This window comes from Chitinophaga japonensis (assembly GCF_007830125.1).
In the GTDB taxonomy this organism is placed as follows: domain Bacteria; phylum Bacteroidota; class Bacteroidia; order Chitinophagales; family Chitinophagaceae; genus Chitinophaga; species Chitinophaga japonensis.
The window spans coordinates 1,197,978-1,212,241 of sequence record NZ_VLLG01000003.1; the positions used below are offsets into that span (position 1 = coordinate 1,197,978).

The 14,264-nt window shown below is 52.0% G+C and carries 11 protein-coding genes; all 11 read left to right on the top strand.

The window, feature by feature from the left end; all coding sequences use genetic code 11:
• Window positions 1–185 precede the first annotated feature (185 nt).
• Complete coding sequence (locus tag LX66_RS13900; RefSeq protein ID WP_145714481.1) at window positions 186–995, top strand: polysaccharide biosynthesis/export family protein; 810 nt, start codon at window positions 186–188, stop codon at window positions 993–995.
• A gap of 88 nt (window positions 996–1,083) precedes the next feature.
• Entirely contained in the window at window positions 1,084–3,483 is a 2,400-nt protein-coding gene (locus tag LX66_RS13905) for a GumC family protein (protein ID WP_145714483.1), read from the top strand.
• A 282-nt stretch (window positions 3,484–3,765) separates the two neighbouring features.
• Window positions 3,766–4,299 carry a UpxY family transcription antiterminator gene (locus LX66_RS13910; protein WP_145714485.1) on the top strand — a complete coding sequence of 178 codons (534 nt, stop codon included), beginning with the start codon at window positions 3,766–3,768 and terminating at the stop codon, window positions 4,297–4,299.
• 117 nt (window positions 4,300–4,416) lie between these two features.
• Window positions 4,417–5,439, top strand: a complete 1,023-nt coding sequence (locus tag LX66_RS13915) for a mannose-1-phosphate guanylyltransferase (protein ID WP_145714487.1) — start codon at window positions 4,417–4,419, stop codon at window positions 5,437–5,439.
• Between the two features lie 117 nt (window positions 5,440–5,556).
• Entirely contained in the window at window positions 5,557–6,501 is a 945-nt protein-coding gene (fcl, locus tag LX66_RS13920; protein ID WP_145714489.1) for a GDP-L-fucose synthase, read from the top strand.
• Between the two features lie 14 nt (window positions 6,502–6,515).
• Entirely contained in the window at window positions 6,516–7,859 is a 1,344-nt protein-coding gene (locus LX66_RS13925; protein WP_145714491.1) for a UDP-glucose dehydrogenase family protein, read from the top strand.
• Window positions 7,860–7,909: 50 nt separating this feature from the next.
• Window positions 7,910–9,007 (top strand): GDP-mannose 4,6-dehydratase, encoded by a 1,098-nt coding sequence (gene gmd / locus LX66_RS13930; protein ID WP_145714493.1) that lies wholly within the window; start codon window positions 7,910–7,912, stop codon window positions 9,005–9,007.
• A 78-nt stretch (window positions 9,008–9,085) separates the two neighbouring features.
• Entirely contained in the window at window positions 9,086–10,591 is a 1,506-nt protein-coding gene (locus LX66_RS13935) for a lipopolysaccharide biosynthesis protein (RefSeq protein WP_145714495.1), read from the top strand.
• 15 nt (window positions 10,592–10,606) lie between these two features.
• Entirely contained in the window at window positions 10,607–11,776 is a 1,170-nt protein-coding gene (locus tag LX66_RS13940; RefSeq protein ID WP_145714497.1) for a glycosyltransferase family 4 protein, read from the top strand.
• Window positions 11,777–11,788: 12 nt separating this feature from the next.
• The gene (locus tag LX66_RS13945) at window positions 11,789–13,066 is read left to right on the top strand and encodes a hypothetical protein (RefSeq protein WP_145714499.1); all 1,278 of its coding nucleotides are present in this window, start codon (window positions 11,789–11,791) and stop codon (window positions 13,064–13,066) included.
• Window positions 13,067–13,095: 29 nt separating this feature from the next.
• Entirely contained in the window at window positions 13,096–14,250 is a 1,155-nt protein-coding gene (locus LX66_RS13950) for a glycosyltransferase (RefSeq protein WP_145714501.1), read from the top strand.
• Window positions 14,251–14,264: the final 14 nt, after the last annotated feature.

The following is a 14,264-nucleotide window of genomic DNA, read 5'->3' on the forward strand; positions in this document are numbered from 1 at the left end:
ACAGGTTGACCTAATATTGTAGTGCGAACAATGAGCCTGTACCCCTATAATATGTAAGAAATAGGAAGTAAGAAATAAGAAGTAGGAAATAAGAAATAAGGCATCCGCTGCATAATCATATTTCATACATCTTACCTCCTGCTTCCTGTATTCTAACGTGTAAGCTTAAACTTAAATGTGTAAAAATGCGCTTGAGAACGGAACCTGGTTTAAAATGGCTTGTTTTGGGGTTGATTATTTTTAGTTGTTTAATAACTTCCTGTGCTACTCAGAAAAACACGCTTTACTTACAAGATATCAGAGATACAACCATAGCGGTAAACGGAAACTTTGAACCGAGAATACAAAAAAACGATGTGCTGCAGATCACTGTCAGCAGCCTGAACCCGGAAGATGCCATTATTTATAATGCATCCAACACCGTAGCTCCAACAGGCGGCGGTGGGGCTTCCAGTGGTAGTACGGCAGCCCTGGGCGGTTTCCTGGTAGACCAGCAGGGGTTTATACAATACCCCGTACTGGGCGCCATTAAAGCGGAAGGTCTTACCAAGAAGGAGCTGACGGACCAGATACGCAACCAGTTGCTGGAACGGAGACTCCTGGTAGACCCGGTAGTAAGCGTCCGCTTCCTGAATTACCGGGTAACCCTGCTGGGTGAGGTGGCGCATCCCACCGTAGTGAACGTTACGAACGAGAAGATATCCATACTGGAAGCAATTGGTATGGCAGGAGATGTAACCGTGTATGGCAAAAAGGAGAATGTGCTCCTGATCAGGGACGAGGAAGGCAAACGTGTTATTAAAAGATTGAACCTGAATGACAAGAACATCCTGAACTCTCCCTACTATTACTTACAATCAAATGATGTAGTTTATGTGGAACCGAATAAAGCCAAGCAATACACCGGAGAGAAAAGCCGCCTGCTGCTGCCCGTTATTTTCAGCGGCCTGTCACTGGCAGTGATCATTCTTGACAGGCTTATACTGAAGGATTAGCGGGTAAGCCCCGGACCATATTATATGTAAGACCATATCGAGCTAAAATATTATTGAATAACCAATTTTGACGAGGCCTGGAATATTCATGCAACAGATAAACTCAAATAGACGACGTCCGCAGCAGCCGGAGGAACAAGTGGATCTGCTGGCATTGATCAAACAACGATACCTGCCTTACTGGCCCTTATTCCTGCTGGCAGTGATCATTGCAGTTACCGGCGCATTCGTTTATCTCCGGTATGCCACTCCTGTATATTATGTATCTGCCACCTTGCTGGTGAAAGATGAGAAAACAGGAATGGATGAAGGAGATATCCTGCAGTCGCTGAACCTCACCGGTTCCAAGAAAGTGATCGAAAACGAGATCGAGATATTAAAATCACGTACCCTGGCCCGCTCCGTGGTGCGCAACCTGGATCTTTTTGCGGAAGTATCCGTAAAAGGGCAGATCAGGGACATCGTGGTATATAAAGGCAGCCCCGTGCGGTTCAATTTCCTGGAGCCGGACTCTATAAAGCCGGATGCCTTTAAAGTAATGCCGATGATATACGATTCAGCGCATAACTGCGTGCTGCTGAATAACAAGGTATACCCGCTGTACGACACCGTGAGCACGGAATGGGGCAAAGTGGTGGTCACGCCCAAGCCCGGCCATCCTGTAGATGTTACCGGCAAGGAGTATACGGTGCGCATAGCCGGCGAAAAAATATTGTCCGGAATGATACAAAGCAGCCTGCAGGTAACGCCTACCACCAAGGCCGGCACCATCATCACGCTGGGCTACAGCGATGTGGATCCCAGGAGGGGAGAGGACATCCTGAACGAATTGATCAGGGTATACAATACCGCTTCTATAGAAGACAAGAACAGAACGGCTGCCAATACCATGTCCTTTGTGGACGAGCGCCTGCGGGTAGTGACCCAGGAACTGAACCAGGTGGAGAACCAGGTAGCCAGCTTCAAGAAGCGGGAAGGCATCGTGGATATTTCTGCGCAGAGCCAGCTTTTCCTGGAAAGCGTAACGGAAAATGACCGGAAGATCAGCGAAGCCGGCATGCAACTGTCTGTGCTGGACTCCATTGAAAGTTACGTGACCGGCCGCCAGCCCGGCGAAGCTATGGTACCGGCCACACTGGGGCTTTCGGATCCCGTGCTGCTGGAGCTGATCAGCAAACTGTCTGAAATAGAGCTGCAGTTGCAGAGAATGAAGAAAACAACCGGTGAGAACAGCCCCTTGCTGGAAAGCCTTTACCGGCAGGAAGCGCAACTGAAGCCCAGCATATTGCAGAACATACGTAACCTGCGCGCTAACCTGCAGGCCAGCAGGACCAAACTGATGGCGGAGAATGAGCGCTATGCCGGTATACTGAGCGGTGTGCCTGCCAAGGAGAAAGCTTTCCTGGAAGTAAGCCGCCAGCAGGAAATAAAGAACAACATCTACACCTTCCTGCTGCAGAAGCGGGAGGAAACGGCGGTAGCTTCCGCCGCTGCCGTATCCGACAGCCGCATCGTGGATGCCGCGGAAGCCTATGGCGCTCCCGTAAGTCCCAAGAAAATGATGGTGCTGGGCATTGCGGTGCTGGGCGGCCTGGCCGTGGTAGCGCTGTTCATTACCCTGCGCGACCTGATGAAGCGGGAAATAACATCACGGGAGGAAATAGAGAAAGCAACTCCCGCGCCCATACTGGCGGAAATAGTGCAGGATAACAACAAGGAATCCGTGGTGATCGGCGATGGCCGACGCAGCTTTGTAGCGGAGCAGTTCCGCACATTGCGCACCGCTCTCTCCTATATAGGCGTTAGCGTGAATGGCGCGGTCAATGGCAATGGCGCGCTGAATGGCGGCCATCATAAAACGCTGCTGACCACCTCCTCCATTTCAGGAGAAGGCAAGAGCTTTATCTCGCTGAACCTGGCAGTGAGTCTTTCACTGGTAAAAAAGAAAGTGGCCCTGCTGGAGTTCGACCTGCGCAAGCCGCAGATCAGCAGGATGTTGCAGATATCCCGGGAGCCCGGCATCAGTAATTACCTGGTCGGACAGTCAGAATTGGCAAATATTTTGCAGCCAGTGCCCGGCAATGAATATCTCTTTGTGCTGCCAGCCGGTGTGATACCGCCGAATCCTACAGAGCTGATATTGAACGGCCAACTGGAGCAACTGATTGCCCAGCTAAAGGCCCGGTTTGATTATGTGATCATTGATACGGCGCCCGTGGGCCTGGTAACAGATGCGCGGCTGCTGGCGCCTTATGCAGATGCCACGCTGTATGTGATCCGCCACCAGGTAACGCCCAAGCTGTACCTGAAGCAGATCAACGAGCTTTACCAGAACAAAGAGCTGGGCAACATGAACATTGTGTTCAATGGCCTGCAGCCCCGTGGTGTTGCCGGTTACGGTAACGGGTACGGATATGGCTACGGCTATATTGAACAGGGTAAAGGCGCCCGGCGCAAACAGTTTTTGAAAGGAATTTTCAATATATGAAGTAAGATGTAAGAAGTATGATGTAAGAAAGTGTTTCAACATCATAGTCAACTATCAATCATCCTACTTCGTACATCATAGTTCCGGCTTCATATTTCTCTCGTGTGACTGAGAAGGCGAAGCTATTCTGTGAAAGACACAACCATATTTTATTCAGAAAAACCGATTGTATGAAACGTTCGACTGCAACGATTGCCATGCCATTGTCTTTACAAGTCCCCCGTTATAGAAACTGCACAACGTTACTGTTAACCAGACTCTTAACCTTAAAATGAGAAGCCCATGCAACAGGAATTATCTACTTGGTATGCCGTCTATACCAAAGCAAGATGGGAAAAGAAAGTGGCCGACATGCTTACCCGTAAACGTGTTGAGAATTACTGCCCGCTTAACCCGGTAGAGCGCCAATGGAGCGACCGCCGGAAAGTGGTGAGTGAGCCGCTGTTCAAATCCTACGTTTTCGTGCGTATACCTGAGAGCAGGAAATGGGTAGTACGCGAAACCGATGGTATCATCAATTTTGTGTACTGGCTGGGCAAGCCCGCGGTTATACCTGATCACGAAATTGAGCTGATCAAACGGTTTCTCCGGGAATACAAGGATGTAACCGTAGAGCAGTTCCCGCTTCATGAAGATGACATGATCGAGATCAAATCCGGCCCGCTCATGCACCAGCGCGGCAGGATCATTGAAGTGGGCAAGAACAAGGTAAAGGCCGAGCTTTCCAGCCTTGGCTATACGATGGTGGCTACCGTACCTACTACCGAGGTAGTAGTGATCAACCAGCGTGTAGTCACTGAAACATCTATTTATTAATTAATAATTAAGAATTAATAATTAACAATCGTAACACCGGTGTTTCAGTGAAACATTACTGCTACAGGAATTATTAGTTATTCATTATTAATTATTAATTACTAACGCTCACTCAAAATGATGCAACACATTATTCTTTGCGGCGGGTCGGGTACCCGTTTATGGCCCTTATCGAACCGGCAAACGCCCAAGCAGTTACTGCCCCTGTTCGAGGGCCGCAGTTTATTACAACTGGCCTATGAGCGCAACAGCGTGGCCTGCAACAGCGTGCTGGCTATTGTGAGCGAACAGCATGCGTCTATTGTGGAAGAACAGCTACTGGGCGCCGGTGCTGCCGGTCTTTGTATGCTGGGAGAGCCGGTAGGCCGTAACACCGCTGCAGCCATTGCCCTGGCAGCTTTTGTGTCTGCCCCGGAAACCATCCTGCTGATCACACCTGCAGACCACCTGATAGGCACCCCTGAAATTTATGCACAGACCATTGAGACCGCGCAACTGCTGGCAGCCGGCAACAGCCTGGTCACTATCGGTCTGCAACCCACCTACCCCGAAACCGGTTTCGGGTACATACAATACAACGGCCACGATGTAATATGCTTCGTGGAAAAGCCGGATGCCCGGAATGCCGCACGCATGCTGCAAAGCGGTGATTTCCTGTGGAACAGCGGCATCTTCTGCTGCAAAGCTGGCATCCTGCTGCAGGAACTGAAGCAATATGCTCCCGAAATATATGAGCCTGCCGCCCTGGCGGCGGATGAATGGAAGCGCAGCGGCCGGCTTTCCCTGGAAGCCATGCAGGCCATTCCCTCTACCAGTATTGATTATGCGGTAATGGAGAAAAGCAACCGCGTAAAGGTGGTGCCCAGCACCATGCAGTGGAGCGACGTAGGCAGCTACGAGGCCCTGGCAGAAGCGCTGGTGCAGCATTACCAGTACCAGAATCACCAGGCGGTATTCATTGAAAGCGATCCACTGAACAACATGGTGATCGGCAAGGAAAAGCTGGTGGCGCTGGTAGGCGTGGAGAACATGGTAGTGGTGAACACACCCGAAGCCCTGCTGATCATGAAGAAGGGGAAAGGGCAGGAAATAAAGCAACTACACCAGTGGGTAAAGGAAAACAGGCCGGAACTCTTATAGAAAGAATTAATAATTAAGAATCGTAACACCGGCGGTTCATCGAAACATGATTGTTACAGGTATTATTAATTCTTAATTATTCATTATTAATTATTCATTCTTAATTATTAATTACTAATGAAACTGACCGATAAAATATACATAGCCGGCCACCGTGGAATGGTAGGCGGCGCCATTAAACGGAGACTGGAAACCCTGGGTTATCAGCACATTATTACCCGCAGCTCCGCAGAGCTGGACCTGCGCAACCAGGCCAGCGTAAACGCATTCTTTGCAGCCGAAAAGCCGGACTACGTTTTCCTGGCAGCAGCCAAGGTAGGCGGCATCCATGCCAATAATACCTACCGCGCGGAGTTCCTGTACGATAACCTCATCATGGAGGCCAATATCATACATGCCGCCTGGCAGCAACAGGTAACCAAGCTGATGTTCCTGGGCAGTTCCTGCATCTACCCGAAGCTGGCCCCGCAGCCGCTGCAGGAAAGCAGCCTGCTCACCGGCCCGCTGGAACAGACCAACGAGCCTTATGCCATCGCAAAAATTGCCGGCATCAAGCTATGCGAAGCTTACCGCGACCAGTACGGCTGTAATTTTATCAGCGTAATGCCTACCAACCTGTACGGCATCGGCGATAATTACCACCCGGAAAACTCCCATGTACTGCCCGCGCTGATCCGCAAGTTCCATGAGGCCAAAGAGGCCGGCAAGCCTGCGGTGACCATCTGGGGAACGGGCACGCCTAAACGGGAGTTCCTGTACGCTGACGACCTGGCCGATGCCTGCGTGTACCTCATGCTGCACTATGACGGCAAGGAGCTGGTGAATATCGGTACCGGGGAAGACCTGACCATCCGCGAGCTGGCGGAGACCGTGAAGGAAGTAGTGTGCTACGAAGGCAACCTGGAATTTGATACTTCCATGCCCGACGGTACGCCCCGTAAACTGATGGATGTGTCCAGGCTGCACAGCCTGGGCTGGAAGCACAGCACCGGCCTGAAAGAAGGCATTGTAATGGCCTATGCCGATTACCTGAAGAAATCACGTTTAACGCTGAACGCATAATTAAAACTTAAGTTATGAAAGTAATAGTAGTAGGTACCGGTTATGTAGGCTTGGTTACAGGCGCCTGCCTCGCAGAAGTAGGCACCAGCGTGGTATGCGTGGATGTGAATGAGGCCAAGATCAATGATCTCCAAAAAGGGATCTTACCCATATACGAGCCCGGCCTGGAAGAGATCGTGCACCGGAATTACCAGAACGGCCGCCTGTCCTTCAGCACCAACCTGGCGGAAGTGATACCCGGTGCGCAACTGGTGTTCATTGCCGTGGGCACGCCTCCCGGTGAGGATGGCAGCGCAGACCTGAAATACGTGCTGCAGGTGGCGAAGGAAATAGGCGCTTCCATGACCAACTACCTGGTAGTGGTGACCAAGAGCACCGTGCCGGTAGGCACTGCTGTAAAAGTGAACAGGGCCATTAAACAGGCGCTGCAGGAAAGGGATACGCTGCTGGATTACGATGTGGCCTCCAACCCCGAGTTCCTGAAAGAGGGCGCCGCGGTGCAGGACTTTATGAAGCCCGACCGTATAGTGGTAGGCGTAAATACCGAGAAAGCGCAGCAGGTGCTGGAGCAGTTGTACCATCCTTTTGTGCTGAACGGACGCCCTATATTGTTCATGGACATTGCTTCCGCAGAAATGACCAAGTATGCGGCCAATGCCATGCTGGCCACCAAGATATCTTTCATGAACGACATCGCCAACCTGTGCGAGCTGACCGGTGCGGATGTGAACAAGGTGCGGAAGGGTATTGGCAGCGATCCCCGTATCGGCGACCGCTTTATTTATCCCGGCATCGGTTACGGCGGCTCCTGCTTCCCCAAGGATGTGAAAGCGCTGGTGCGTACCGGCAGGGAATACGGGCATGCCATGCGCATCCTGGAATCTGTGGAAGCGGTGAACGAGGACCAGAAAAAAGTAATGTTCAGCAAAATAGACCGTCACTTTGATAGCAACCTGCAGGGGAAAACATTCGCCATCTGGGGACTGTCCTTCAAGCCGAACACGGACGATATGCGGGAAGCGCCTTCCCTGGTGCTGGTGGAAGCGCTGCTACAGGCGGGCGCGCAGGTAAAGGTGTTTGACCCCGTGGCCATGCAGGAAGCCCGCAAGGAGCTGGGGAACCGGGTTACCTGGTGCAGCAACCTGTATGATGCTGCCAGCGACACCGATGCCATTGTGCTGGTAACGGAGTGGAACGAGTTCCGCCTGCCGGACTGGACGCGCATCAGGGACACGGTAAAAGCGCCGGTGGTGTTTGACGGCCGGAATATTTACGACGATGTGCTGCTGCAGAAAAAAGGCTTTAACTATTACGGCATTGGCCTGACCCCCGTAAGCACAACGGATGTGTTGGTGTGAGGCCGCTTTTAATAACAAAGAACAGACAAAAAAATAAAAAACATTAACAGATGAAAGTTGCGTTAATTACCGGTATTACAGGACAGGACGGCGCTTACCTGGCGGAGCTGTTGCTGGAAAAAGGATATATGGTGCATGGCGTAAAACGCCGCGCTTCCCTTATCAACACAGAGCGTATTGACCACCTGTACCAGGACCCGCATAGCGAAAATGTCCGTTTCAAGCTGCACTACGGTGATATGACAGACAGCACCAACCTGATCCGCATTATACAGGAAACCCAGCCGGATGAGATCTACAACCTGGCAGCCATGAGCCACGTAAAAGTGAGCTTTGATACGCCGGAATATACGGCCAATGCGGATGGTATCGGTACCTTACGTATACTGGAGGCATTGCGCATCCTGAAGCTGGAGCAAAAGACCCGCGTATACCAGGCCAGCACCTCCGAGCTGTACGGCCTGGTGCAGGAAGTGCCCCAGAAGGAAACCACGCCTTTCTATCCCCGCAGCCCCTACGCAGTAGCCAAGCTGTATGCTTACTGGATCACGGTCAACTACCGCGAAGCGTATGGCATGTATGCTTGCAACGGCATCCTGTTCAACCACGAGAGCCCGCTGAGAGGCGAGACCTTTGTGACCCGTAAAATTACCCGCGGCGTAGCGGCCATCGCCCTGGGCCTGCAGGACAAGCTGTACCTGGGTAACCTGGATGCCCGCCGCGACTGGGGACATGCCAAGGATTACGTGGAAGCCATGTGGCGCATCCTGCAGCAGGACACCCCGGACGACTATGTGATCGCTACCGGCATCACCACCCCTGTGCGCGATTTTGTGCGGATGTCCTTTGCGGAAGTGGGTATTGAGCTGGCATTTACCGGCGAAGGCGCCAGCGAAGTAGGCGTGGTGACCGCCTGCAACAATGAGGAATTTATCCTGCCCGTGGGCAAGGAAGTGGTAGCGGTAGATCCCCGGTACTTCCGTCCTACCGAGGTAGAGCTGTTGATAGGCGATCCTACCAAGTCCAAGACGAAGCTGGGCTGGGAGCCCCGCTATGACCTGCCTGCCCTGGTAAAGGAAATGGTTGCAGGCGATGTGGAATTATTCCGTAAGAAAGACGTAACACAGTTAGAACATTTGATCGGATAGCAGCCGTAAGCACGGACCAGATATATTATGCAAGCAGCAAACCGGGTAGTATTAAATACAGGCGCACTTTATGGAAGGATGTTGATTACGATGTTCATCGCATTGTACTCAACCCGTTTGGTGCTGAACGCGCTGGGAGCAGAGGATTATGGCATTTTCAGCCTGGTGAGCGGTGTGATCGTTATGCTTTCTTTCCTGAACGTGGCCATGACCATATCCACGCAGCGGTACCTCTCTTTTTACATAGGGGCCGGCGACCAGGAAAAGTTAAAAATGGTTTTCAACTCCAGCGTGCTGCTCCATTTTATCATGGGCATCACGCTGGTAGTGATATTTGAAGTGGTGGGCATGTATTTCTTTGAGCAGGTGCTGAACATACCGGCGGAGCGCCTGTCCACTGCCAGGATGATCTTCCATTTTACGGTGATCAGTACTTTTTTCACGATCACTTCCGTGCCGTATGACGCCACGCTGAACGCGCGTGAGAATATGTTCCTGATCGCGGGGATCGGTATCTGGGAATCGCTGGCCAAGCTGGCCATTGCCATTTACCTGCAGTATACCGGTTACGACAAGCTGATCGTGTACGGGGCGCTGATGGCTTCCGTAACGGTAATATCGCTGATCATCAAGCGGGCCTACTGTTCGGCAAAGTACAAGGAAAGCAAGGTGCAGTTGAAAACGTCTTTTAATAAAAGCATGCTGAAGGAAATGTTCTCCTATGCCGGCTGGAATATGTTTGGCGCAGGCAGCGTAGTAGCCCGGAACCAGGGTATGGCCATGATACTGAATGTATTCTTCGGCGCGGTGATCAATGCCTCCTACGGCATTGCCAACCAGGTAAATGCCCAGCTCAGCTACTTCTCCGTGACCATGCTGCAGTCCCTGAACCCGCAGATCATTAAGAGCGAAGGCAGCGGGGACCGGCAAAGGATGCTGCGCCTGGCCATGATAGCCAGCAAGTTTTCCTTTTTCCTGCTATCCTTTTTTTCCATACCGGTGATCATTGAAATGCCGGAGCTGCTGAAGTTCTGGCTGAAGAACGTGCCGGCGCACACCGTCATATTCTGCCGGCTGATCATCGTGGTGACGCTGGTAAACCAGCTCACCGTGGGCCTGCAGGTAGCCATCCAGTCCGTAGGCAGGATCAAGGTATACCAGGTGGTGGTCAGCCTGCTGCTGATGCTGAACCTGCCGGTATCTTACTTCCTGCTGAAGGCCGGTCTGCCCCCGCATGCAGTGCTGATCAGCGCCATCTGTATCGAGGCGCTTACCTGCAGCTACCGGGTGCTGGCTGCGCACCGGCTCACCGGCCTGTCCATCGGGGAGTACCTGCGGAGGACCGTATTAGGGGCTGTGCTGCCGGTAGCGCTGGCGTTTACCGTGGCACTGGTGCCGCAACTGGTATGGCAGGAGCAGGGATTTATGCGCCTGCTGCTGACCGGTTGTGCAAGCACCGCAGCCATATTTTTAAGCGTGCGGTTCCTGGGGCTAACGCCTTATGAACTGGAAAAGATAACGGGCATTGTGATGAAGGGTATTTCAAAATTACAGTTAAGACCATCTGTAGTAAAGGCCAATTGACCAGCAACACAGGATATGAATATTTTATTCTTTACGGACATATCGCCATTCCCGGCAAACGGGGGAGAAAAGATCAGGAGCAATTACCTGCTGAAGGCGCTGGCCAGGCTCGGACACCAGGTAATAGCGCTGGTCCAGAACGAGGAAGGCGTTGACCTGGCGAATTACCAGGTGGAGAACGTAGTATTCTACACCCACGCCAAAAGGTCCCTGGATGTAGTAGACCGGCTGGCCGGTAAACACTATTTCCAGCGCTCCGGAACCGTGCTGCAGTTGTTCGGGGAGGTGTGCAGCAGGCACAAGATCGACGTGGCCGTGCTGGACTACGGTTACATCGGGCAGTACATCCGGTTCTTTACTTCCCGCGGCATCCGGGTGGTGCTGGGCACGCATAATGCGCAACCCATGATCACACAGCAGGTGCCTGCAAAGAACATCATAGCAAAGATCCGGCGCTTCCAGTTGGTAAGCCTGGAAAAGCTGCATGAGCGCCTGTACTTCAAAAAGGCCGCAGCGGTGCTGGTGGTCAGCGAGGACGACCGCAAATACCACGAGCGCTTCATCGGCCGGGAGAAAGTGTTCTTTGTGCCCAATTTCCTGGATGAGAAAGAGTACGCCCTTTCCTGTAAGAAACAGCCCAAGGTGCTGGTAATGACCGCCAACTTTGGCCAGTACATGAATTTCCAGGGACTGAAATGGTTCGTGGAAGAAGTATGGAACCAGGAACTGGCGGAGCGTTACGATGTATGGCTGGTAGGCCGGCGCTCCAGGGAAGCGCTGACGCAACTGACCGGTGCAGACAAGTGGAACAATATAGTAGCGCTGGGCAAGGTGGACGATGTAAAATGGTATATCTCCGTTGCCAACGGGGTGATCATTCCCCTGCTGCACGGTGCCGGCACCCGTTTGAAATGCCTGGAGGCCATGGCTTTGAGCACGCCCATCATCAGTACCTCCAAAGGGGTGGAGGGGGTAGCCAGCAAACACTTCCTTATTGCCGACACCCCGGAAGAGTTCAGGAAAGTAATACTGGATTTTAACGGGGACGAAGCGATCGGGCAGGCACTGAGAGAGGATTTTATGAGAGAGTATAGCGCGGATGTGAATACGCAGCGGCTGCGCCGCGTGCTGAGCTATGTGACGAATGTACGAAAGAGTGAATATGCAGATGTGCAAATGGATTAAATATTTAGGATTGTGTTTAAAAGGATAAAAATAGCCGCATATGCCATGTTGAGCGCTTTCAATGTGTCCCTGGTAGGACAGTTGAAAGCGAATGAGATATTGGCGCTCCTGTTGGCGCCTTTTACCTTTAAGGTCAATGATCTTAAAGACTATCCCTTTTACCGGAAGATCATTTATGCGCTGATAGCGCTGCTGCTGTTCCAGTTCATTACCGATGTTTTTGTGATCCATAACACGGCGCAGAATTTTCTGCGGGGCTGGGCCGGTACAATCATGTCTATCCTGTCGTTCGTGGTGCTGTTCAAACTGCTGGACACGGAAGCGGCAGTGCTCACATTCATCTTATGGACCATGATCAGGAACATTGTAGCCACGGATGATATCGTGGATTCGGAGATGTCCTACTTCAAGTTCAAGATAGTGCCAATCATTGCTTCCGCCCTGCAGTTGCTGGCCGTCTACCTTTACAGGAGGGGAAAGATGTCGCTGATGCTGGGAGCAATGGTAGTGGGCAGCCTGCTCTGTTTCGCCAATGATGCCCGGTCCAGCGGTATGTTGTTCTTCCTGTCTGCCGGCATCATATGGATACTGAGCCGCAACTTCCGCATCACGCGGCAGAAGCTGTTCGTATTTGCGCTCCTGGGCGCCATCGTGTTTGAGGGGTGTTATGTTTTTTATGTGAACTCGGTGCTCAGGGATGGCCTGGGCGGTGGGCACTCCAGCTCGCAGTTGCAGCGCCTGGACAACCCTTATAATCCTTTTGAGCTGTTGATGACCGGTCGCGGCGAAACCTTTGCCGCCTTCGCCGCCATTGGTGACAAACCTTTATTCGGCCATGGTTCCTGGACAAAGGACAAGGACCTGAAATACTACAAAATTGTGCTGTCCTACCAGGGAGATGAAGGCGGGGAGTTTGACTTGCAGAAAGCGGATGCGGTAGACCGTTACATTCCCAGCCACTCGGTGTTGCTGGGCGCGTGGATCAGTTGTGGCATCGGTGGTTTCATTGCCGTGTTCCTGGTTTGCTGGTACCTGATGAAGATGGCTTTTACCCTGGTGGTGAAAGCGCAGGCGTCGCCCTTGTACCCGGTGTATGTTATGCTGACCGTCAGTCTCCTGTGGGCCTTTTTGTTCTCCCCTTTCCAGCATTTACGGTTTTCCATACCGGCCACCGGCTGCATACTGATGAATGGTTATTATGACTGGCTGTATGGTTTTGAAGATGATGAGGATGAAGAGAACGAGGATGAGCCTGAGAATGAAAAGGAACCGTACCTGACGTTAAACTGAGTATTGTATAAAAAAGAAAATATTGACGAATGAAAATATGTTTCATTACCCTAGGTGATATCAAATCCATAGCTACCATGAAGCGTGCGCTGGGCATGGCTAACCCCCTGCAGGCGCTGGGATGGGAAGTGTCTCTTATTGCCCTGGATAGTGAAGAGAACAGGAACCGGATCGCCATAGAATGCAATGACGCGATACAGGTACATTATTACAAGGAGTGCGCGCTGAAGGATGAGGTGCAGATAAAAACAGACCTGGTGAACAGGATCGGCCCGGACTTCATCTACTTCTGTTCTTTCAGCTTCCGCAACCGGATATTGAAAGGCCGGCTGCTGCATAAACCGAAGATATTCATTGAGCACTCGGAGCTGGCGTCCGGTATACCGGACAACAAAGGGCTGAAGAAATATGCCCTGTTGCTGCTGGAATACTGGTCCGTGCACTATGCGGACGGGTTGGTGTGCGCCAGCCGCTACCTGGAGCGGGAATACCGCAAGAGAGGCCGGCAGTTGCTGCGCAAGAACCTGCCCATCCTGTACTCGCCCTATGCTTTTAATAATGACGTGATGGACGCTCCCAGGATAAAGCTGGATGAGCTGAAAGAACGGTATAAGCATAAGCTGGTACTGCTGTACATGGGCACCATGACCCGCAATTACGGCCTGTTCACCATGCTGGAGGCCGTGGAGCAGACCGCTAAAACCCGTCCTGATATCAAGCTGCTGCTGCTGGGAAGGGGGCGTCACCTGGAAGAGGCCAAAGCCTATGTGAAGGAGCGCCGGTTGGAAAACTGGGTGGAATTCCTGGGCTATACGCCGGAAAATGAGCTGAGCTCCTATTTTGAAAGGGCGGATGCTTTTATATCACCGCTGAATGATACGGTGCAGGACTGGGCCCGGTGCCCCAGCAAGATCTATATGTATATCCCTTTCCATAAACCTGTCTTCACCAGTAATATTGGAGAACCTAAAGAAATTTTCGGCCAGGCCGGCCACTATTTTGACACAACTAAACCAGCTACCCTGTCAGCGCTCATTGATGCGCTGGCAGAGGGCCGGCTGCAGCAGACAGACCTGAATATCGCGGAGCATAGCTGGGACCAGCGCTGCATCGATTTTACCAACTGGGTGTCTGCCCGCTATGCCGTGCGACTTGCACCCGCCGGCAGCGGAGTACTGTCATGACCCGGCCATATTTA

Excerpts from the sequence above, each read along its gene's own strand:
- LX66_RS13950 (WP_145714501.1), top strand. The coding sequence starts at position 13,096 with ATGAAAATATGTTTCATTACCCTAGGTGATATCAAATCCATAGCTACC.
- fcl (WP_145714489.1), top strand. The coding sequence starts at position 5,557 with ATGAAACTGACCGATAAAATATACATAGCCGGCCACCGTGGAATGGTA.
- LX66_RS13910 (WP_145714485.1), top strand. The coding sequence starts at position 3,766 with ATGCAACAGGAATTATCTACTTGGTATGCCGTCTATACCAAAGCAAGA.
- LX66_RS13940 (WP_145714497.1), top strand. The coding sequence starts at position 10,607 with ATGAATATTTTATTCTTTACGGACATATCGCCATTCCCGGCAAACGGG.
- LX66_RS13925 (WP_145714491.1), top strand. The coding sequence starts at position 6,516 with ATGAAAGTAATAGTAGTAGGTACCGGTTATGTAGGCTTGGTTACAGGC.
- gmd (WP_145714493.1), top strand. The coding sequence starts at position 7,910 with ATGAAAGTTGCGTTAATTACCGGTATTACAGGACAGGACGGCGCTTAC.
- LX66_RS13900 (WP_145714481.1), top strand. The coding sequence starts at position 186 with ATGCGCTTGAGAACGGAACCTGGTTTAAAATGGCTTGTTTTGGGGTTG.
- LX66_RS13935 (WP_145714495.1), top strand. The coding sequence starts at position 9,086 with ATGTTGATTACGATGTTCATCGCATTGTACTCAACCCGTTTGGTGCTG.
- LX66_RS13905 (WP_145714483.1), top strand. The coding sequence starts at position 1,084 with ATGCAACAGATAAACTCAAATAGACGACGTCCGCAGCAGCCGGAGGAA.
- LX66_RS13915 (WP_145714487.1), top strand. The coding sequence starts at position 4,417 with ATGATGCAACACATTATTCTTTGCGGCGGGTCGGGTACCCGTTTATGG.